The 20438-nt window shown below is 72.1% G+C and carries 20 protein-coding genes and 2 tRNA genes; 6 read left to right on the plus strand and 16 right to left on the minus strand.

Annotation, left to right across the window (positions count from 1 at the left end; genetic code table 11):
* Positions 1-47 precede the first annotated feature (47 nt).
* Positions 48-467 carry a Fur family transcriptional regulator gene (locus ACIRQF_RS19140; protein WP_365338490.1) on the plus strand — a complete coding sequence of 140 codons (420 nt, stop codon included), beginning with the start codon at positions 48-50 and terminating at the stop codon, positions 465-467.
* Positions 468-626: 159 nt separating this feature from the next.
* On the opposite strand, the gene ACIRQF_RS19145 is transcribed toward ACIRQF_RS19140, so the two are convergent.
* The 4 genes from ACIRQF_RS19145 to ACIRQF_RS19160 all read right to left on the minus strand — a co-directional run bounded on the left by ACIRQF_RS19145 (position 627) and on the right by ACIRQF_RS19160 (position 6006).
* Positions 627-700 (minus strand) — tRNA-Met (locus ACIRQF_RS19145).
* Positions 701-773: 73 nt separating this feature from the next.
* Complete coding sequence (locus ACIRQF_RS19150; protein WP_404093487.1) at positions 774-2729, minus strand: sel1 repeat family protein; 1956 nt, start codon at positions 2727-2729, stop codon at positions 774-776.
* Positions 2730-2912: 183 nt separating this feature from the next.
* Positions 2913-2986: transfer RNA gene (locus tag ACIRQF_RS19155), tRNA-Met, on the minus strand.
* Between the two features lie 50 nt (positions 2987-3036).
* The gene (locus ACIRQF_RS19160; protein WP_376632233.1) at positions 3037-6006 is read right to left on the minus strand and encodes a UPF0182 family protein; all 2970 of its coding nucleotides are present in this window, start codon (positions 6004-6006) and stop codon (positions 3037-3039) included.
* A gap of 156 nt (positions 6007-6162) precedes the next feature.
* Here ACIRQF_RS19160 and ACIRQF_RS19165 point away from each other — a divergent pair, with 156 nt between their 5' ends.
* A complete protein-coding gene (locus tag ACIRQF_RS19165; protein ID WP_376632231.1) occupies positions 6163-6717 on the plus strand; it encodes a PPA1309 family protein in 555 nt (184 codons plus the stop codon).
* A 14-nt stretch (positions 6718-6731) separates the two neighbouring features.
* Here the strand turns inward: ACIRQF_RS19165 and ACIRQF_RS19170 are convergent, their stop codons facing one another.
* From ACIRQF_RS19170 to ACIRQF_RS19185, 4 genes are all read right to left on the minus strand, one after another.
* Entirely contained in the window at positions 6732-7820 is a 1089-nt protein-coding gene (locus tag ACIRQF_RS19170) for a PDZ domain-containing protein (protein ID WP_404093492.1), read from the minus strand.
* Between the two features lie 57 nt (positions 7821-7877).
* Positions 7878-8111: a hypothetical protein gene (locus tag ACIRQF_RS19175; protein ID WP_376632228.1), complete on the minus strand. Its 234-nt coding sequence runs from the start codon at positions 8109-8111 to the stop codon at positions 7878-7880.
* A gap of 273 nt (positions 8112-8384) precedes the next feature.
* Positions 8385-8858, minus strand: a complete 474-nt coding sequence (locus tag ACIRQF_RS19180) for a molybdenum cofactor biosynthesis protein MoaE (RefSeq protein WP_376632226.1) — start codon at positions 8856-8858, stop codon at positions 8385-8387.
* Between the two features lie 79 nt (positions 8859-8937).
* Complete coding sequence (locus ACIRQF_RS19185) at positions 8938-10047, minus strand: SDR family oxidoreductase (protein ID WP_376632224.1); 1110 nt, start codon at positions 10045-10047, stop codon at positions 8938-8940.
* A gap of 210 nt (positions 10048-10257) precedes the next feature.
* Here ACIRQF_RS19185 and ACIRQF_RS19190 point away from each other — a divergent pair, with 210 nt between their 5' ends.
* Both ACIRQF_RS19190 and ACIRQF_RS19195 read left to right on the plus strand, forming a co-directional pair.
* Positions 10258-11694: a zinc-dependent metalloprotease gene (locus ACIRQF_RS19190; RefSeq protein WP_376632223.1), complete on the plus strand. Its 1437-nt coding sequence runs from the start codon at positions 10258-10260 to the stop codon at positions 11692-11694.
* A complete protein-coding gene (locus tag ACIRQF_RS19195; RefSeq protein WP_389756674.1) occupies positions 11691-12215 on the plus strand; it encodes an NUDIX hydrolase in 525 nt (174 codons plus the stop codon). Before ACIRQF_RS19190 ends, ACIRQF_RS19195 begins: the two co-directional genes overlap by 4 nt.
* A gap of 116 nt (positions 12216-12331) precedes the next feature.
* Here the strand turns inward: ACIRQF_RS19195 and ACIRQF_RS19200 are convergent, their stop codons facing one another.
* The 4 genes from ACIRQF_RS19200 to ACIRQF_RS19215 all read right to left on the minus strand — a co-directional run bounded on the left by ACIRQF_RS19200 (position 12332) and on the right by ACIRQF_RS19215 (position 16151).
* The gene (locus ACIRQF_RS19200) at positions 12332-13087 is read right to left on the minus strand and encodes an AIM24 family protein (protein ID WP_382483451.1); all 756 of its coding nucleotides are present in this window, start codon (positions 13085-13087) and stop codon (positions 12332-12334) included.
* A gap of 19 nt (positions 13088-13106) precedes the next feature.
* Positions 13107-13787 (minus strand): AIM24 family protein, encoded by a 681-nt coding sequence (locus ACIRQF_RS19205; protein WP_376632217.1) that lies wholly within the window; start codon positions 13785-13787, stop codon positions 13107-13109.
* Positions 13788-13798: 11 nt separating this feature from the next.
* Complete coding sequence (locus ACIRQF_RS19210; RefSeq protein WP_404093496.1) at positions 13799-15457, minus strand: TerD family protein; 1659 nt, start codon at positions 15455-15457, stop codon at positions 13799-13801.
* Positions 15458-15572: 115 nt separating this feature from the next.
* Positions 15573-16151: a M48 family metallopeptidase gene (locus tag ACIRQF_RS19215; protein ID WP_382483449.1), complete on the minus strand. Its 579-nt coding sequence runs from the start codon at positions 16149-16151 to the stop codon at positions 15573-15575.
* A 158-nt stretch (positions 16152-16309) separates the two neighbouring features.
* Here ACIRQF_RS19215 and ACIRQF_RS19220 point away from each other — a divergent pair, with 158 nt between their 5' ends.
* Together ACIRQF_RS19220 and ACIRQF_RS19225 are read left to right on the plus strand one after the other, a co-directional pair.
* Positions 16310-17467, plus strand: a complete 1158-nt coding sequence (locus ACIRQF_RS19220) for a TOMM precursor leader peptide-binding protein (protein WP_404093499.1) — start codon at positions 16310-16312, stop codon at positions 17465-17467.
* Positions 17468-17507: 40 nt separating this feature from the next.
* Entirely contained in the window at positions 17508-18854 is a 1347-nt protein-coding gene (locus ACIRQF_RS19225; RefSeq protein WP_404093502.1) for an ABC1 kinase family protein, read from the plus strand.
* Between the two features lie 12 nt (positions 18855-18866).
* Here ACIRQF_RS19225 and ACIRQF_RS19230 read toward each other — a convergent pair whose 3' ends face one another.
* The 4 genes from ACIRQF_RS19230 to ACIRQF_RS19245 all read right to left on the minus strand — a co-directional run bounded on the left by ACIRQF_RS19230 (position 18867) and on the right by ACIRQF_RS19245 (position 20380).
* Complete coding sequence (locus ACIRQF_RS19230; protein WP_376632207.1) at positions 18867-19049, minus strand: hypothetical protein; 183 nt, start codon at positions 19047-19049, stop codon at positions 18867-18869.
* Positions 19050-19172: 123 nt separating this feature from the next.
* Positions 19173-19496, minus strand: coding sequence for a hypothetical protein (locus ACIRQF_RS19235; protein ID WP_376632206.1), 324 nt, complete (start codon positions 19494-19496; stop codon positions 19173-19175).
* Entirely contained in the window at positions 19493-19861 is a 369-nt protein-coding gene (locus tag ACIRQF_RS19240) for a WhiB family transcriptional regulator (protein WP_376632204.1), read from the minus strand. The genes ACIRQF_RS19235 and ACIRQF_RS19240 overlap by 4 nt, the downstream gene beginning before the upstream one ends.
* A 174-nt stretch (positions 19862-20035) precedes the next feature.
* The gene (locus ACIRQF_RS19245; RefSeq protein WP_376632202.1) at positions 20036-20380 is read right to left on the minus strand and encodes a hypothetical protein; all 345 of its coding nucleotides are present in this window, start codon (positions 20378-20380) and stop codon (positions 20036-20038) included.
* Between the last annotated feature and the right edge of the window lie 58 nt (positions 20381-20438).

A 20438-nucleotide genomic window follows, 5' to 3' on the forward strand; every position in this document is an offset into this window, starting at 1 on the left:
ACTCACACCGGTTCGGGACTCACGGCGGCGACTGTTACCCTGACCCCATGAGTGACCTGTTGGAACGACTGCGCGGCCGCGGCTGGCGGATGACCGCGCAGCGTCGTGTCGTGGCCGAGGTACTCGACGGCGATCACGTACACCTGACCGCCGACGAGGTCCACGCCCGCGCCGTGGAGCGCCTGCCCGAGATCTCCCGGGCGACCGTCTACAACACGCTGGGCGAGATGGTCACGCTCGGCGAGGTCCTCGAGGTCGCGACGGACGGCCGCGCCAAGCGGTACGACCCGAACGCCCACCGGCCGCACCAGCACCTGGTCTGCGCCCGCTGCGGCGCGATCCGCGACGTCCACCCGGCGGGCAACCCGCTGGCCGACCTCCCCGACTCGGAGCGCTTCGGCTTCACGATCTCGGACGTCGAGGTCACCTACCGGGGCATCTGCCCGAGCTGCGCCACCACGGCGTGACCCCCTGAACGACGCGAAGCCCCCGCCGACCGGCGGGGGCTTTCCCGTGCGCAGGTGCCTTCTCCGTGCACACAGCCCTTTCCGGGCGCCCTCACGAGGGGGCCGGGGAACGACGAAGGCCCGGATCCGTTTCCGGATCCGGGCCTTCGTGCTACTGAGTAGCGGGGACAGGATTTGAACCTGCGACCTCTGGGTTATGAGCCCAGCGAGCTACCGAGCTGCTCCACCCCGCGTCGGTGAACACCACCTTACGGGACCGTTCGGAGCAGGGCAAATCAGTGGGACGGGTGAGACGTGTGAGCCGCGTTACGCCGTGAGCTCCTGGTGCAGCGCCTCGCTCAGCCGCGCGGCCCGCTCCGCCACCTCGGCCGGACCGAGCTCCACCGCACGGGCGCACCAGCGGCGCCCCTCGGTGAGCTCCCCGCGGCGAGCGGCGAGCAGGGCGAGTCGGAGCGCGGCCCGGCCGTGCCCCGCGTGGGCGGCGCGGGTCCACCACAGGGCCGCCTCCCGCTCGCCGCCCTCACGGGCGAGCAGCAGCCCCAGGTTGAAAGCGCCGTTGCGGGAGCCGGCCTCGGCCGCCTCCCGGTACCAGCGGGCCGCCTCCGCCACGTCACCGCGGCCGGCGGCGAGCATCCCGACCCGCACCTGGGCACGCCGGTGCCCCTGCTCGGCGGCGCGCTCGTACCACTCCTCGCACTCGCTCTTCTCCTCGCGCGGGGCGCCGAGGGCCGGCGGCCCGGGGGGCGGCCGACGCGCGTCGAGCACGGAGGCGAGCCGGAAGGCCGCCTCGGCGCTGCCGCCGCCCGCGGCGCACCGCAGATGCCGCTCGGCCGCCTGCTCGTCGCCGTCACGCAGGCAGGCGATGCCGACCTGGAGGGCGGCCTCGGTGTGCCCGGCGGCCGCGGCCCGCTCGTACCAGCTCAGCGCGGTGCGGTCGTCGTCGCGGCCGGCGTGCAGGATGCCCAGGTTGAACGCGGCGTCGACGCTGCCGGCCTCGGCGGCCTTGGAGAACCACGGCTCGGCGCCGTTGGCGTCCCCGGCCTGGAGCAGCAGGACGGCGAGCGCGTTGGCGGCTTCCCGGTGGCCGGCGTAGGCGGCCCGGCGGTACCACTGCTCGGCCTGCGTGGTGCGCTCCTGGGCGGCGCAGAGCAGCCCGAGGTTGTAGGCGCCGTTCACGTCGCCCGCGTCCATGGCGGCGCGGTACCAGCGCTCGGCGGTCTGCTGCTCGCCGCGGGCGGCGTGCAGCGCGCCGAGCGCATTGGCGGCGTTGCCGTCGCCGTCCTGGGCGGCGCGCAGCCACCACACGGCGGCGCTCTCCTCGTCGCCCGCGTCGCGCAGCAGGAAGCCGAGCGCGCAGGCGGCCTTGGCCTCGCCGTCCTTGGCGGAGGTCAGGTACCAGCGGCCCGCCTCCTTCAGCTCGCCGCGCTTCTCCAGGAGCGCGCCCAGGTGCAGGGCGGCCCGGCGGTGGCCGCGGGCGGCGGCCTGCCGGAACCACTGCTCGGCCTCGGCGAGCCCGTCCTTGGGCGCGGTGGGCCGGGGCGCGGCGGTCCGGGACGCGACAGCGGCCTTGCCGGCCTCGGCCGGTCCGGTCGCCGAGGTGCGCAGGCCGGTGGCCGTGTCGTACGCGTGCGGGCCGCGGTCCGGCTCCGCGCGCCGCTCCAGGGCGAGGGCGAGCCGGTAGGCCGCCTCGCGGTGGCCCTGCTCGGCGGCGGCGCGCAGCCAGCGCTCGGCGCCGACGTCGCTGCGGTGCTCCAGGAGATCGGCGAGGGCGTACGCGCCGAGGGCGTGGCCCTGCTCGGCGGACTGGCGCAGCCAGTACTCGGCGCCGGGCTCGTCCCCGCGCTCGCGGTGGTGTCGGCCGAGGGCGTGCGCGGCAGGCGCGGAGCCGGCGACGGCGGCGACCCGCCACCAGCCGGCGGCCTCGTCCGGGTACCCGCGCTGGTGCAGCAGGACGCCCAGGTTGTTGGCGGCGGCGCGGTCACCCTGGCCGGTGGCCCCGCGCAGATACGGCTCGGCGCCGTCCAGGTCGCCCCGGCGCAGCAGCAGCGCGCCGAGGACACTCATGGCCGCCGCGTCGCCGTTCTCGGCGGCACGCCGGTGACGGGCCTCGGTCTCGGCCTCGGTCTCGTGCTCGGCGGTGGTGTCGACGGCGGCATCGACGACCCCTGCGGCCTCGATGATCTCGTCTGCGGCGTTTCCCGAATGCCGCTGCACAAACCGCCCTGTCTCCAACAGAGTTGCCCTGTCCCCCATAAATACCATCGTCGCACCACCTGCAACCCGCGTACACCTCGTATACCGCAGCCAGTGAGGTCACTTCAGCGTTTTGTCGACATGCCCACAGAGTGACAAGTCAAACACGTCCCGCCTCAACTCACCCCATCCATACCGCTCTTCGGGGCATGACGAAGGCCCGGATCCATTGGATCCGGGCCTTGTCCGCAGTAGCGGGGACAGGATTTGAACCTGCGACCTCTGGGTTATGAGCCCAGCGAGCTACCGAGCTGCTCCACCCCGCGTCGTTGTGTTCACAACCTATCACGACGCGGAGTGGCGCTCTTACCGGTTATCAGCTCCCCGGGGCGGCCGGCGGACTCGCCGAGGTGCTCGGGGTGGCCCCGGGGGCGGGCTTGCCCCCGCCGGCTCCCGTGCCGCTCTGGAGCTTCGCTCCGGCGTCGGCGGCCCGCTTGAGGGCGTCCTGCAGGGCCTCCTGGGACTTGCCGTACGCCGCCCAGTCGCCCTTCTGCAGCGCCGCCTCACCGTCGTCGTACGCCTTCTGCGCGTCCGCGATGGCCTGCTTCAGCGCGGCGTCGTTCGTCGTCGGGGTGGTGGTCGGGGGCTTGGTGCCCGGCGGCTGGGTCGTCGGCGGCGTGGAGCCCTCGACCCCGAACACCGCGTTCAGCGCCGCCGTGAGGTTGTCCTCGAACACCGTGGTGTCCTTGGTCGTGTCCCCGGCCGGCTGGTCCGCGTCCACGTACGACACCGCGACCTTCTTGAGCAGCGGGTACGGCAGGTTGCGGCCCTGGGCGTAGACCGGCTCCACGTACAGGAAGCCGCCGTCCAGCGGCACCGTGAGCAGGTTGCCGTAGAGGATGTCGGAGTCGGCGCCCTTCATGTCACGGACGAACGTGGCCACCGACGGGAGGCTGTTGAGCTTGTTCTGGACCTGCTGGGGACCCGGCACGTCCTCCCCGACTCTCAGCAGCCTGATCCTGCCGTAGTCCTTGCTGGTGGCGTCGGCGTCCACCGCCATGAACCCGCCCAGGTTGGGCCGGCCGTTCGGCGTGAACGTCGTCGTCAGCGAGAACCGCTGCGACTGGTCCCCGGGCATCTCGATGCTCAGGTAGTACGGCGGGACCGCGTTGCCGTCCTTGTTGGTCGGGTCGTCCGGCACCTGCCAGGCGTCCGAGCCGCTGTAGAACTGCGCCGGGTCCTGCACGTGGTAGCGGGTGAGCAGCTCACGCTGGACCTTGAACATGTCCTGCGGGTAGCGCAGGTGCTGCATCAGATCCGGGGCGATCTCGGAGCGCGGCTTGACCGTGTCCGGGAAGGCCTTCATCCAGGTCTTGAGGACCGGGTCCTCCGTGTCCCACTGGTAGAGGTTCACCGTGCCGTCGTAGGCGTCGACGGTGGCCTTCACCGAATTGCGGATGTAGTTGACCTGGTTCTGCTGGGCGACCACCGCGCGCTGCTGGTTGCCGACGGTCAGCGCGTCGGCCGTGCTCTCGCCCAGCGTCGTGCGGGAGGCGTACGGGTAGCCGTTGGTGGTGGTGTACGCGTCGACGATCCACTGGATGCGCCCGTTCACGACCGCCGGGTAGGCGTCGCCGTCGATGGTCAGCCAGGGCGCGACGGCCTCGACCCGCTCCTTGGGGGTGCGGTTGTAGAGGATCCGCGAGCCGTCGCCGATCGCCCCCGAGTAGAGGATCTGCGGCTCGCTGAACGCGACCGCGTACGCCGCCCGGTTGAAGGCGTTGGAGAGGTTGACCCCGCTCTTGCCCGCGTAGCTGGTGGTCTTCTCGCCGTTCTCCTCGTAGTCGAGCTCCTTCTGGGGGCCGCCCACGATCGAGTACTGGTCAGTCTTCTCGCCGTAGTAGACGCGCTGCTCGTACGGCCCGAGCTGGCCCGTCGTCGGGAGGCCCTGCTCGGTGAAGACCGGGGAGCCGTTGGCGTCCGTCTGGGTGCCCTTGGCCATGATGGCGCCGTAGCCGTGGGTGTAGGTGAAGTGGTCGTTGATCCAGTTCCGCTTCGGGATGCCCCGGATGTTGAGCTCGCGCAGACCGACCACGGTGTCCTGGCCCTTGTAGCGGTCGACGTCGAGGGTCAGCGGGAACTGGTAGTACTTCCGCTTCTGCTCCAGCTGCTGGAAGGTCGGCGACACGATGTTCGGGTCGACGAGCCGGTAGCTGGCGGCCGTGTCGGCGTCGGCCCTGAGCTGGTCCTTGGCCTTGACCGTCGACTTGCCCGAGTACTCCTCCGGCTTGGTGGAGTCGATGGCGTAGGCCTTGCGGGTCGCGTCGATGTTCTTCTTGATGTACGGCGCTTCCTTGGCCTGCTCGTTCGGCTGCACCTGGAACTTCTGCACGATGGCCGGGTACAGGCCGCCGATCAGGATGGCCGAGAGCACCATCAGGCCGAAGCCGATCACCGGCAGCTGCCAGGTGCGCCGCCACAGCGTCGCGAAGAACAGCAGCGCGCAGATCACGGCGATGCAGAAGAGGATCGTCTTCGCCGGCAGATAGGCGTTCGCGTCCACGTACCGCAGGCCGGTCCAGTTGCCCGTCGCCTTGAAGTCGCTGGACTTCACGGCGAGGCCGTACCGATCGAGCCAGTACGCCACGGCCTTGAGCGAGACGAAGACGCCGAGCAGCACCGACAGGTGTCCGGTCGCGGCGGCGGTCGCGCGGGCGCCCGGGCTGGTGACCCGCAGGCCGCCGTACAGGTAGTGCGTGAGCGCGGCGGCGATCAGCGACAGGATCGTGGCGGCGAAGCCGAAGGCCAGCAGGAAGCGGTACCAGGGCAGGTCGAACGCGTAGAACGACACGTCCAGCTGGAACTGCGGGTCCTTCTCGCCGAACGAGACCCCGTTCACCCACATCAGCCAGGTGCGCCACTGCCCGGAGGCGGAGGCGCCGGCGATCAGGCCCACCAGGGCGGTGACGGCGAGCAGCACCCACTTCTTGAAGGGTGCGAGGCCCATCCGGTACCGGTCGAGGCTCTGCTGCTCCACCGACATCGCGCTCAGCGGCGGCCGCAGCCGGTACGCCAGCCAGATGTTCAGGCCGACGGCGAGCGCCATGAGCAGACCGAAGACCAGGAAGAGACCGATCTTGGTCCACAGCGTGGTGGTGAACACGGACGAGTAGTGGACCGAGCGGAACCACAGCCAGTCCGTCCAGAACCCGGCGAACATCACGAACGCCATGGCGAGGACGGCGAGGACGCCCAGCGTCATCAGCAGCGTACGGGCGCGCCGGGACGGCCGGCCGACTCTGATCCTTGGCCCGGACGGACCTGTGCCGCCTCCGCGGTCCGGCATCTGGAAAGCCAACGTACGCCCCTCGAGGTTGATGCGTGAGAACGGTGCGTTCAGTGCGTCTGAAGCAGGCTCCGCGATCGTAGAGCCCACTGATGCAACTTACTGAGGCTTTACCTAGTTCCCGTCCGGGCGGGAAGAGGAGGCAGGATATTGGTCATGTCCAACGTTTCCCCCTCCGGTCCCCCGATGGCCGCGAGCCCCCTCACCCGTGCCGTGCTCGAGATCGACGACTACGCGTCGGGCCTCGGCTGGGACCGGCCGGCCCGGCTGTTCGCCCTGGTCGACACCGCCAAGCTGCGTCTGCAGGAGCCCAAGCTCGCCGCCCAGCTGGGTGCCGGCGGCGCCGACACCACCACGTACACCCCGATCGAGCAGGAGGAGCTGCCGGCCGGCAAGCCCCTCGACGAGTTCCTCGGCACCATCGCCTGGCCCGACGCGGTGGCCGGCTGCGCGCTCACGGTGGAGCGCCTGATGCTGCCGCCGTCGGCCGAGGCCGCCGTGCCGAAGGGCCTGAACGAGGCCGGGCTCGCCAAGTGGGTCGCCTCACACCCGGACCGCCAGGAGGTCCGGATGACCGTCGCCGTGCTCCGGGACGGGGCGCGCGAGGCGGCGATCCGGCTGCGCGAGAAGGACTCGCCGAACGAGGTCCTCACCGGCCCCGACCTGGTGCCGGGGCTCGCGGACGCGCTGGCGGCGACCTTCGCGTCGTAGGCCGCCCGCCGGAGTCAGCTGCTGGAGCAGCTGGGCAGGGCCGCCGTGTCGCCCTTGCGCAGCTTCTCCAGCGACTTCGTCGCGTCGTCGATGGTGTCGACCTTGACGAGGGTGAGACCGTCCGGCGTGTCGGCCGCGGCCGCGGCGCAGTTCTCGGCGGGGGTGAGGAAGTAGCGGGCGCCGGCCTTGCGGGCGCCGACCAGCTTCATCTCGATGCCGCCGATCGGGCCGACCTTGCCCTTGTCGTCGATGGTGCCGGTACCGGCGATGAACGTGCCGCCGGTGAGCGACCCCGGCGTGAGCTTGTCGACGATGCCGAGCGCGAACATCAGGCCCGCACTGGGGCCGCCGACGTCGGCCAGCTTGATGTCGATGGTGAACGGGAAGACGTGGTCGGTGCCGGCCTGGATGCCGACGATGGCGCGGTCGCCCTCGTCCGACTTCTTCGTCGTGATGACCACCTTCCGCGTGGTCGTGGCGTCCTTGTGGGCCTTCTCCGCGGCGGCGGCCTCCTGGGCCGGGACGATCGTGAAGACGACGTCCTGGCCGGGCTTGCGCCGGGTGACCAGCTTCGCCACGTCGCCCGGCTCCCTGACGGCGGTGCCGTCCACGGCCCGGATGACGTCGCCGGCATGGAGCTTCCCCTCGGCGGGGGTGCCCTTGACGACGGTGGCCACGACCACACGGGTGGTGACCGGGATGCCCAGCTCCTTGAGGGCGGCGACCTTGGCGCTCTCCTGGGACTGGCTGAACTCCTCGGCGTTCTCCTGGCTCGACTGCTCCTCGGTCTTGCCGTCCGGGTAGAGCGTGTCGTGCGGGACCACCACGCTGTCGTGGGCGAGCCAGCCGTAGACGGCCTCCACGGCGTTCATCCTGTAGTCCGCGCCGGTGACCCTGACCGTCGTCATGTTGAGGTTGCCGGTCGTCGGGTAGGTCTGACGACCGGAGATCTGGAGGACCGGCTCGCCGCGCGCCTCACCGAGGGTGTTCACCGTGGGGCCGGGGCTCATCTCCGAGTACGGCACCGGAATGAGGACGCCGACACAGAGCAGCGTGATCAGGACCAGGGTGGAGGCGAGCATCGTCGCGGTGCGGCGTGGCATGGAACGACAGTACGGGACCGGCCTGTGAGTGCACCCCCGGGGCGGTCCGTACGAGGATCAGCCGGTGGTCGCCGCGGGGGACGTCTCACGCTCCGGAAGGGCCGAAGCGGAAGCGGTGCCGACGGAGGTGGTCGTGATGGTGTGGGATCGCTCCATGGCGTCCCGGAAGCGCGCGTAGCCCGCCAGCTCGGCGACATCCCCGATGGTCTTGTTGCGTGAAGCCCAGCTTCCCCATATCGCCGCGCCGACGACTGCGAAAACCGGAATCAGCAACCACGCGAGCGCTGCCATCCCGACCTCCCATCCCCAAGGGTCCCCAGTGAGTTGATCAGCAGATTATTCATCCGCGTGACCAACGCTCACGCCTGGGGTGCGGTTACGCAAATCGGGGCGTTCGACTACACGTCGTCGGCGTGGCTCCTTGCCGACCCGGAGAATCCCCGCAAGGGACCCTGGAGGCTCTCCGCCTCCTTCCTGGCCCGGGGCAGGTCCTCGGCGGAAGCCTGCCCTCGCCGGCCCTCCCCCGGCCTTCGACGGGCGGCCCGCAGGCCGTGGCGCCGCCCCTCAGCAGGCCCCCACCCACTCCTCGGTGCCGTCCGAGAACTTCTGGTGCTTCCAGATCGGGACCTCGTGCTTCAGGTCGTCGATCAGCTTGCGGCAGGCCTCGAAAGCGTCGCCGCGGTGCGGGCAGGAGACGGCGACGACCACCGCGATGTCACCCACATGGAGGTCGCCCACCCGGTGTACCGCGGCCAGGGCACGGACCGGGTGGTTCGCGACGACCTTCTCCGCGACGCGGCGGAGCTCGGCCTCGGCGGACGGGTGGCAGGAGTAGCCGAGCGCGTCGACGTCGGCGCCGCCGTCGTGGTTGCGCACGGTACCCACGAACAGCGTCGTACCGCCCGCCGCGTCGTCGCCGACGGCGCGGAAGACCTCGTCGACCGAGAGCGGCGTGTCACGGATCGCGAGGAGCCTGATCGGGTCGTCCGCGGCCCGCTCGCCGGGGTGGTCACTCGCGTGGACGTGCTTGTCTGCCATGCCCTCCATCGTGCCGTACGGCACCGACGGCGCGGAATAGCGTTTTCCACCGGCGGGCCGGACCCTCCGTCGGAGGCTCCTACAGGCCGCGCCGCTTCCGCATCTGCCGGACCAGGGCCGCCGTGCCGAGCAGTGCCACCGTGGCACCGGCCGCGCCCGCCGCCGTCGCGTCCTTGCGGCCCAGCCGGCGGCCCGCGACGGTGTGCCGGCCCTGGACCTCCTCCAGGAGCGCGGCGAGCACCTCCTCGTTGGTCCACTGCGGTCGCCAGCCCGCGTCGTGCAGCCGCCCGACGCTGACCACCCAGGGGTGCATCGTGTACGCGAGGTCGCCCGCCGGGGACGGTGTGAGGCCGATCCGGTGCAGCCGGGCCGCGGCGCCGAGGGCGACGGCCGAAGGCAGCTCCATGCGCCGGATGCCGGACAGCTCCTCGACCTCCTCCTGCTCCAGCCAGCCGTCGCAGCCGACCGCGAACTCGCCGTCGACCTTCTCCAGGGCCGCGTACTCCAGGGCGCTGACCAGGTCGTCGACGTGGCAGAACTGCCAGGTGGGGCGCGAACCGGCGACGACGAGCAGGCGCGGCGACTCGAAGTAGCGGGTCAGTGCCGTGTCCGTGCCGCCCACCAGCACGGCCGGCCGGACCACGGTCACGTTGAGCCCGGGGTGGGCGCGCGGGGCGCGCCGGGCGAGCCGCTCGATCTCCAGGAGGTCGCCGACGCCGGTGGCCTCGGCGGTGGCGCGCAGCTCGGCGTCCTCGGAGAGCGGGATGTCGTTGTCCGGCAGCGCGCCGTAGACCATCGCGGAGGTGCACAGCACCACCCGGTGCACCCCGGCCGCGGCGGCGGCCGTCAGGACGGTCTGGGTGCCGCGCACGTTGAAGGCCGTCCGCGCGGCCGGGTCGGTCTCCAGGTCGAGATCGACCGCGAGGTGCACGACGACGTCCGCGCCGCGCAGCTTCTCGGCGATGGCCGGGTCGCGCACGTCGAGGATGTGCCACTGCGCCTCGGCCACCTCGCCGCGGCGCTCGTCGATGGCGATGACCTGCTTGACCTCGTCCGACGCGGCGAGGCGCCGGGTCAGCAGGTCGCCGATGCCGGACGCGGCACCGGTGACCGCGACCACGGGGCCGCGCGCGGCGGACCTGGTCGAGTGGTTTCGCGCTGCGCGAACCTGAGGATCTGGGGAACTCACCGGGCGTCTCCAGCGGTTGTCTTCAGTACGTACCCGAATGACGCGTACGTACCAGGTGGCGTCCATCCTGCCGCAGGCCACGGCCCGGCGGAGCACCGAGCCCGTATCCGGTGCGGATGTCTACGCTGGTGGTGTGGAGTCGGGGAGGCGAGCCGAGCCGATAACCCGCCGTCGGCATCACGCCGGCGGCCCTACGAGCCGAGGAAACCTGTGAGTGACACCCCATTCGGATTCGGCCTTCCGCCGGAGGAGCCGGAGAACGGCGACGAGGGCAAGAAGAAGGACCCCGCCGGAGGTGGCCAGGGGTCCGGTGGCCAGGGCGGCGGCGATCCGTTCGGCTTCGGCGGGCTGCCCGGCATGGGCGGACCGGGCGGCGCGGACAACCCGTTCGCGGCGATGTTCGGCTCACTGAACCCCCAGGACCTGGGGGCCGCCTTCCAGCAGCTCGGCCAGATGCTCAGCTACGAGGGCGGGCCGGTCAACTGGGACATGGCCAAGCAGATCGCCCGCCAGGTCGTGGCCCAGGGCACGTCCGACGGCACCAAGGACGCCAGCGTCGGCCCGGCCGAGCGCGCGGCGGTCGACGAGGCGGTGCGCCTGGCCGACCTGTGGCTGGACCAGGCGACCTCGCTGCCCTCGGGCGCGAGCACCTCCGTGGCGTGGAGCCGCGCCGAGTGGGTCGAGGCGACGCTGCCGGCCTGGCAGCAGCTGGTCGACCCGGTCGCGGAGCGGGTCGGCGCGGCGATGGGCGACGTGCTGCCGCAGGAGATGCAGGCCATGGCGGGCCCGCTGATCGGCATGATGCGCTCCATGGGCGGCGCCATGTTCGGCCAGCAGATCGGGCAGGCCGTGGGCGTGCTCGCGGGTGAGGTCGTCGGCTCGACGGACGTGGGTCTGCCGCTGGGCCCGGCCGGCAAGGCGGCGCTGCTGCCGCTGAACGTGGCCGCCTTCGGCAAGGACCTGGGCGTCCCCGCGGACGAGGTGCGGCTGTACCTGGCCCTGCGTGAGGCCGCTCACCAGCGCCTCTTCGCGCACGTGCCGTGGCTGCGCTCGCATCTGTTCGGCGCGGTCGAGGGCTACGCCCGGGGCATCAAGGTCGACACCTCCAAGTTGGAGGAGGCGGTGGGCCAGCTGGACCCGACGCATCCGGAGCAGCTGCAGGAGGCACTCCAGCAGGGCATGTTCCAGCCGGAGGACACGCCGGAGCAGAAGGCGGCCCTGGCCCGTCTGGAGACGGCGCTCGCCCTCGTCGAGGGCTGGGTCGACGCGGTGGTGCACGAGGCCGCGAAGTCCCGCCTGACCTCGGCGGACGCGCTGCGCGAGACGCTGCGGCGGCGCCGGGCTACGGGCGGCCCCGCGGAGCAGACCTTCGCCACCCTGATCGGCCTGGAGCTGCGTCCGCGCCGGCTGCGGGACGCCTCGCGGCTGTGGGCCTCGCTGACGGACGCGCGCGGCGTGGACGGCCGGGACGGCCTGTGGGAGCACCCGGACATGCTGCCGACGGCGACCGACCTGGACGACCCGGACGGTTTCGTCCACCGCGAGCACATGGACTTCTCCGAGCTCGACAAGATGCTCGGCGAGGCGGCCAAGGGTGACTCCGGGAACTCCGGGGACAAGGGCGACGGCGAGGGCGACAAGGAGTGAGCCTGTACGACGACGCGGTCCTCGTGCTCAAGGAGTACGGGGACCAGCCGGAACTGCGTGACGTCTACCTGGAGCACCTCGCGGCGCATCCGGACGGTATGTACAAGCCCTGCCAGGCCGGTCACCTCACCAGCAGCGCGCTGGTGATCGACCCCTCACGGGGGCGGGTGCTGCTGACCCTGCACAGGAAGCTGGGCATGTGGCTGCAGATGGGTGGCCACTGCGAGGCGGGCGACGCGACGCTGGAGGCGGCGGCGCTGCGCGAGGCCCGTGAGGAGTCCGGGATCGAGACCGGTCTGACGCTGCTGCCGGGCGGCCCGGTGCGGCTCGACCGGCATCCGATCCCGGCGCCGTGCCACTGGCACCTGGACGTGCAGTACGCCGCGCTGGCCCCGGCGGACGCGGTGGCGGAGATCAGCGAGGAGTCGCTTGACCTGCGCTGGTTCGCGTACGACGAGGTGGCGGGCGTGGCGGACACCTCGGTGGTCAGGCTCCTGGAGAACACGCTGAAGCGGCTGTAGGGCCGTACGGCGGAGCGCATCCGAACGACGTAAGGGGCGGTCGCCGTGGCGACCGCCCCTTACGTCGTGCCCTGGTGGACCCGGGCGCCGCGGCACCCGGGCCCTGGCGCCCGGTGTCAGTTCCAGGCGTTGTTCTGGTTCTGGGCGCGCGACCCGTGCTGGCCGACGCCGAACTGGGCTGCGACGCCCTGTCCGAGGGCGGCGTTCTGCGGCGGCATGACCTCGCTCGGCTGGACCAGGGCGAAGCCCTGGCCGAGGAAGCTGAGCTCCCAGCCCTCGCCGGTGTTGCCGCGGCGGCGCATGACGCTGCTGTTGACCGTCTGCGCCTGCATCTGGACGCGCAGGCCGGTGGACCAGGCGACGATCGCGTCCGCGTCGACGCTGACGTACTTGTCCGGCGTGACCTGCATCATCAGCGGCTGACCGGAGGTCATCAGGGCGACCTTGCCGCGGCCGGTGATGTTCAGCTGGTACTTGCCGGTGCCGGAGACGCCGTACTGGCTGTCCACCGCGATGACCTCGGTGTGCAGCGTGGAGTCGAGCGCCAGCACATAGGAGCTGTCGACGGTCAGACCGTCCTGGTCGACGTCGACGACGTGGACGTACTGGGCCAGGTTGGCGAAGTAGACCGTGCCCTGCCCCGAGCAGCGCATGAGGTCGAGGCCCTCACCCGTGCGGGCGCGGGCCCGACGCTGGCCCTGGGTCTGGTACTCGCCGTCGAAGTCGACGAGACCCTGGTAGGCGACCATCGCGCCCTTGCGTGCCAGGATGTCGTCCGAGCCGGCCAGGGTGACCCGCAGCAGCTGCGGGTTCTGGACGACGTAGCGCTCCTGGCTCTGCTGTTCGGCGTGGTTGAAAAGCGGGCTCTGCATGATGTGTTCTCGCTCCCCCTCAGCCCCGGGCCCGGAGGCGGTCGGTGCTGTCCTCGCTCGGCTGTACGACGACGATGCCCTGGCCGGAGAAGGCCATCTGATAGGCCTCGCCGCTGCCCCGCCCGATGAGGGAGGAGGCCTTGAAGCTGCGCTTGCCCTTCACCTTGAGCGCGGGCGACCAGGCGACGAGTGCGTCGGGGTCGACGTACGTCTCGTCCTCGCCGCGGCCGCAGTCGACGACGATCGGCGTGCCGCGGGAGGTGATGGCGACCCAGCCCGTGCCGGCGATCTCGACGTTGAACAGGCCCTGGCCGGCGAACTTGGCGAGGCCCTTGACCCGCTCGACGCCCCACTGGAGGTGCGCGTCGAAGGCGAGCACGTTGGAGCCGTTGACGGAGAGCGAGTCGTTCTGGAGGTTGATCACGACGACGTCGGCGCCGTAGTCGGCGAGGTAGAGCAGCCCGTCGCCGGAGCACTTCATGATCGGCGCGCCCTCGCCGGTGAGCCACTGCTGGGCGAACTGCCGGACGGCGGGCGGGTTGGGCTCGTAGGAGACGAAGCCCTCGTAGGCGACCATCGAGCCGGTGCGCGCGTAGAGGTCCTGGCCGGCGGCCATGGCGACCTTGAGCATGGAGCGGCCGTGGTTCTCCATGCGGGCCGTGACCGGGGTCGGGGCGTAGCCCGCGAGTTGCTGGTTCATTCCGGGCTCCCTCAGACCTCGTAGGGCTGGACGACGATGAAGTTGCCGGGGGCGCCCCGGAACTGCAGGTTCACGGTCTCCCCGCTGTGGCCCGGGTAGGCGTTGCGCCGCAGCCGGACCTGGCTGGAGAGGACGACCTGGGACGCGGCGGACCAGGCGACGACGGCGTTGCAGTCGGCGAAGGTGGTCGGCGTCACGGGCAGCACGACGGGGATGCCGTGCGTCTTCACGATGACGGTGCCGGTGCCCTGGAACTGCATGGTGAACAGGGCTCCACCAGGGATGCCGTGGCCCTCGATGCGCCGGACCTCGTGCTGCAGCGACTCGTCGAAGGCCAGCACGTTCTCCGCGGACACGCAGATGGCGTCGCCCTGGAGCTCGATCGGGTGCAGGTGGGCGCCGTCCTCGGCGAGGAAGACCTGGCCGCGGCCGGTGCAGCGCATGAGCTGCATCTCCTGGCCGGTGGCGTTGCCGACGATGCGGCCGGCGAAGCCGGCTCCCTTGTAGGCGAAGTCGACCTTGCCCTGGTACATGACCATGGAGCCCTGCCGGGCGAGCACGGGGGCGCCGCCCATGGCGAGGTCGACCCGCATGAGCTGCTGGTTCTGCGGGGTCCAGCGGGCGCCGGTCGCGGTCTCCTTGTACGGCGCGAGCGCGCCTGCGAGGCCGGCGCCGACGGCGGGCACACCCTGGGGCGCCCCCTGCGGCACGCCCTGCTGCGGGACCTGGCCGAACTGCGGCTGCCCGTACTGCGGCTGCTGGCCGTACGGCGGCTGCTGGCCGTAGGGAGCCGGGGCCGGGTGGCCGTAGGGGGCGGGCGCGCCGTGCGGCGGGGTCTGGCCGGCGACCTGCCCGTACTGCGGGGGCTGCGGGGGCTGTCCGTACGGCGCCGGGGCGGGCCCGGGCGGCGCGGGTGCGGGCGCCGGGGCAGGGGCCGGGGGCGCGAGCGGCGCGGCCATGGTCGGCTGGGAGTGCACCGGCGCCGGGGCCGGCGCGGGGACGGGCGGGGCGCCGAACGCCGGGGCGGGCGCGGGCGCCTGGGGCGCCGCGGGGGCACCGAAGGCCGGCGGCGCGGAGGCCTGTGCCGGCGGGGCGAAGCCGGGGCCGGCGCCCTGTGGCTGCTGCGGCGCCGCGGGCTCCTCCTCGGCGACCTCGCCACCGAAGTTCTTCAGCAGCGCTTCGAGGCCGCCGTCGAAGCCCTGACCGACGGCGGCGAACCGCCAGACGTCCTTCAGGTAGAAGTCGCCGAGCATGACCGCGCGCTCGGTCGTGAACTCCGCACCGGTGAACGCGTAGCGGGCGACCTCCTCACCGCCCGCGACGATCCGGATCCAGCCGGGGCCGACCTGCGACATCTGTCCGGCACCGTCGATGGTCGCCGTGAAGGACAGCTTGTGGATGTGTGCGGGGATGCGGTCCAGCGTGACGCGGAAGGACTCGGTGTCGCCGGCCTGCGTGCCGAGCAGCTGGATGGACTCCTCGGGCGACTTCGGCTGGTTGAAGAAGACGAAGTACCGGTCGTCGGAGAGGCGCTCGTCCGCGTCGAGGCCGAAGCAGCTGATGTCGAAGGTCAGGCCGGGCGCCGCGATCTGCACACCCACGTACAGATCGGTCCCCGCCGTGAGATCACTGATCTTGGCCTTGTGGCCGCGTTGGAATTCCCTGGCCATATGTGACGACCGTCCCCCATCCCGAAATACGAATGCGTCGCGCCAGGCTAACGGCTGTTCGTGAGATCGGGGCAAGCGCGTACCCGTTCGGTACAGAACCGGAGCACGAGCGGTATCACTCTCCGCGGGGGTCCGGCAGGTGCGGCAGCCGGGCGGCGGCCACCACGCCCTCCAGATAGCCACGGGCCCGCTCGGTGCGCGGATAGGCCTCCAGGAGCCGCCAGAAGCGGGGCCCGTGCCCGGGCACGAGGAGGTGGGCGAGCTCGTGGCACAGGACGTAGTCGACGACGTACTCGGGCATGCCCTGGAGCCGGTGGGAGAGCCGGATGCTGCCCTCGGAGGGGGTGCAGGAGCCCCAGCGGGTGTTCTGGTTGGTCACCCAGCGGACGGACGCGGGGCGGGCGCGGCCGCCGAAGTACTGGGTCGACAGGCGCTCGGCCCGCTCGGTCAGCTCGCGGTCGCCGAGGACCTTCTTGCTCTCCTGGGCCGCCAGCTTGTCGAGCATGACCCCGACCCAGCGCTGCTCCTCGGCCTCGGACATCCGGGCGGGGATGAGCACGATGGTCCGGTCGCCCTCGCGGTAGGCGGAGACCGTTCGGCTCCGGCGGGAACTTCTGCGGACCTCGACCGCACTCGGCCCCGAGCCGCCGCGGGGCGGCCCGCTCGTCGTACTGCGCTGTGGGTCGGCCGGCACGGCCACGACGTTACCCGCTGTGTGCGGCGGAAGTCCCGCACCATTCGAATGATTAATGCCTCCCCCTGTGGACAACTTTCCGCACCGCTCCCCCGGGCCGGGCAATCTGACCTCGGACGACGAAGGACGAGGAAAGATCGTTTTAGGGGGTCGAGGTCATGCATCCGATGGTGAAACCCGCGCTGCGGCGCGCCTGGCGGAATCTGTCGTGCGTGCAGTTCGGGGTGACGCCCGCGCACGCGGTGGTCCTGGGGCCGGTCGACCCGGCCACGGGCAGCCTGCTGGGTCTTCTCGACGGGACGCGCGGAATGGAGCTGCTGCGGGCGGAGGCCGCGGCCCTCGGTCTGCGCGAGGGACGCCTGGAGGCGCTGCTCGGGCGGCTCGCCGAGGCGGGACTGCTCGCGGACGCCTCGGTGCGGCCGCCGGGCGGACCACCGGGTGCGCGGCCTGGCCGGGCGGACCCTGAGCTCGACGCGGTGCGTGCCGACCTGGCCTCGCTGTCCGTGGTGCACCAGGCCCCGGACGGCGCGGCACGGGCGCTGGCCGCGCGCCGGGACCTCCGGGTCCAGGTGCGGGGCGCGGGCCGGGTGGGCGCGGCCGTCGCGGCGCTGCTGTCCGCGGCGGGCGTAGGGCGGGTCGAGGTGCTGGACTCCGGCACGGTCACACCGTGGGAGGTCTCGCCGGGCGGGCTGCCGGCCGAGGCGGTCGGCGAGCGCCGGGCGGTGGCGGCCCGGCGGCTCGTGGGGCGGACGGCACCGGGTGGGCGGCCGCCCCACGACGCGCGGCGCCGACCGGGTGACGGGACCGCCGAGCCGGGACTCTCACTCGTCGTGGTGACACCGCGGGACGGCCTGGGCGCCTATGTGCCCGACCCGCTGCCGGCCGAGGCCTGGCTCACGACGGGCACGCCGCACCTCTACGCGGGGGTGCTCGAAGCGACGGGTGTGGTGGGCCCGTTGGTCCTTCCCGGCGGGACGGCCTGCGCGGGCTGCATGCAGCGGGAGCGGGTCGACCGGGAGCCCGTCTGGCCGCGGCTTCCGGCCCAGTGGCGCTCCGGCGCGCCGCATCCGCTGCCGGCCTGCGACGTGGGTCTCGCCCAGGCGGTCGCCGGGCTCGCCGCCGCGCATGCCCTGGCCTTTCTCGACGGCGACCTGCCGTCCAGCACCGGGGCGCGCTGGGAGGTGTCGCTGCCGTTGCTCGAGTGGCGCTCGGCGCCGGTCCGGGCACACCCGGCGTGCCCGTGCGGGGCGCGCCGCGACGCGGAAGGGCAGCATGCCTCGGCCGCCCGGGGACCGCAGGACACAATGGCGGGGTAACGGCCCCGCGCGGCACGGCAGTCTGGGATCTGGAGGGCGCATGTCTGATCTTCCCCGGAAGGCGGTCACCCGGACCGCCAAGTTGGCCGCGTTGCCGCTCGGCTTCGCCGGACGGGCCACGTGGGGCCTGGGCAAGCGGATCGGCGGGAAGTCGGCGGAGATCGTCGCCCGTGAGCTCCAGCAGCGCACGGCCGAGCAGCTGTTCAAGGTGCTCGGCGAGCTGAAGGGCGGGGCCATGAAGTTCGGACAGGCCCTGTCCGTCTTCGAGTCGGCGCTCCCCGAGGAGGTGGCCGGGCCCTACCGGGCGGCGCTCACCAAGCTCCAGGAGGCCGCGCCGCCGATGCCTGCCCGGACCGTGCACGGGGTGCTGGAGGAGCGGCTCGGCGCGGGGTGGCGGGAGCTGTTCCTGGAGTTCGAGGACAAGCCGGCGGCGGCCGCCTCGATCGGGCAGGTGCACCGCGCGGTGTGGCACGACGGGCGCGAGGTCGCGGTGAAGGTGCAGTATCCCGGGGCGGGCGACGCGCTGCTCTCGGATCTCACGCAGCTGAGCCGGTTCGCCCGGCTGCTGGGCCCGCTGATCCCCGGCATGGACATCAAGCCGCTGATCACGGAGCTGCGCGACCGGGTGTCGGAGGAGCTGGACTACGGCCTGGAGGCCGCGGCGCAGCGGGCGCACGCGGAGGAGTTCGCGGGCGATCCGGACGTGGTGGTCCCGGCGGTGGTGCACCAGTCGGAGCAGGTCCTGGTCACGGAGTGGATGGACGGCGTCCCGCTCTCGGAGGTGATCGCGGACGGTACGCCGGAGCAGCGCGACCGGGCCGGGCAGTTGCTCGCCCGGTTCCTCTTCTCCGGGCCGGCGCGCACCGGTCTGCTGCACGCGGACCCGCACCCGGGCAACTTCCGGCTGCTGCCCGGGCCGGCGGGTGCGGACGACGCGGCGGGCGCGTGGCGGCTCGGAGTGCTCGACTTCGGCACGGTCGACCGGCTGCCGGGCGGGCTGCCGGAGACGATCGGCACCTGTCTGCGGATGACCCTCGCCGGCGAGGCGGAGACGGTCTACGGGCTGCTGTGCGCGGAGGGCTTCGTGCGGAAGTCCGTCGCGCTCGACCCGGACGCGGTCCTGGAGTACCTGCTGCCGATCATCGAGCCGGCGGAGGTGGAGGCCTTCGGATTCACCCGTGGCTGGATGCGCGCCCAGGCGGGCCGCGTCGCCGACCCCCGCTCCCCCGCCCATCAGTTGGGCAGGCAGCTGAACCTGCCGCCCTCGTATCTGCTGATACACCGTGTGACCTTGAGCACGATCGGTGTGCTGTGCCAGCTGGGCGCGACGGTTCGACTGCGGGACGAGCTGGAGGCGTGGTTGCCCGGCTTCGCAACCGCGGACTAGACCGGGCCGCGGTCACCACCAGGAGGAATCGAGGCGACCCTCGATGGCCCTGATGTTGGCCCGGGCGCAGTCCTCGCAGAAGTACTGCCGAGTGCCGTTCTCCACCGAGCAGGTCCAGGTGAGGGGCAGCTCCTGGGCGGTCCTGCCGCAGCGGGCGCACACGAAGGGGCTCTCGTTCGTGGGGGCGTCGTTCACCTTGGTGACGATAACCCGACGAGCGCCCGCGAACCGGGCAACGCACCGCGGGGGCCGGTCCGTTCGGACCGACCCCCGTGTGTGAGGTGTGCCTGGGTCAGTGCCTGGCGCCTGGGCGGCGGGTCAGTGCATGACGGCCATGGCGAGCGCGCGGCGGGCGCGCATCGACACGCGCTCGGCGCGTCGCTGCATGCGCCGGGCGGCGACCAGGCGCACGGCCTGGCGTTCCGCTTCGGCTTCCCGCAGGCGGTCGTGCATATGAGCACGGGCCAGGGCTTCTGGAATGAGTTGCATGGCTCGGGTCCTGTTCTGACGCGAGCGGTTCGCGCCACTGATCGAAACGTTGGGAGTCGCGGAGCCGGAGGGCTCGAAGGCGGACGAGGTCATCGGGGCCTGCTTCTGGGGATCGTGCGTGAGGGGGCGGTCGACGGTTCCGGTGGCGTTCATGCCGCGACCGGGTTCTTGCGCGGGCGGCCACGGGGCCGCTTGCGGGCGACGACCACGCCCTGGACGAAGAGCTCGCCACCCCAGACGCCCCAGGGCTCGCGGCGCTCCTTGGCGCCTTCGAGGCAGGCCGCCATGAGCGGGCAGGTCCGGCAGAGCGACTTGGCGTACTCGACGTCGGCCGGGGACTCGGCGAAGAAGACCTCGGGGTCGTACGAGCGACACGGGACGGGTACGCCGAGGTTCTCGATGGCGTCGTCGAGCGCGGTGAGCGCGGTGAGGGGGGTCAAGGCGGAGTCCTTCGTGAGGCCGGGCGGGGTGATCGATTCGGAAGGCGGTACGGACGGGGCGTGCGCTTCGAGTTGCACGGGTTTTCTTCCTCGTCTGGTCGTTCCGGCCTGTTGGGCCGGGGTTTCGGCTGGTACCAGGTCCTGCTGGTCCCGAGGCCCCCTCGTTCCGTCAGCCCCGTTCGGGGACAAACAGAAGGGCCGCGGATCCCTGATGGGGTTCCGCGGCCCTGAAGGCGCCGGCCTGATCGTCGATCAGGCTGGATCACTCCAGGGTTCGAGCCCACGGAAGGCCCACATCGTGTGGTGCTGCGTCGTCTGCTGCTCAATACCGGCACCGGTCGCGGTGGCCGCAAAGCCATAGGCCGTGGCCTGGGCCTTGCCCACTACTCCTGCTTCCAGTGCCTTGGTCGGTCGCTCATTGCGCTCGAGGCGATCCATCAGGATGGCGGGCATGCCGAGCGGCAGGCCGGCGCCGGACAGACCGGTGCCCCGGAGAGCGTGGGAAGCGACGGCGGAGAGGCCGAGCGAGCAGGCGGAGACGACCGAGCGATCGGTCATTTTGGCGGTGCTGGTCTTGATGTTCTTGATGCTGATCACTGGAATCGCCTCCTCTCGGCGTCTCGGAGGGCTCGGGGTGAGCCGGGCCCTCATGTTC

It is taken from the genome of Streptomyces sp. NPDC101191 (assembly GCF_044767915.1).
Classification (GTDB): Bacteria; Actinomycetota; Actinomycetes; order Streptomycetales; family Streptomycetaceae; genus Streptomyces.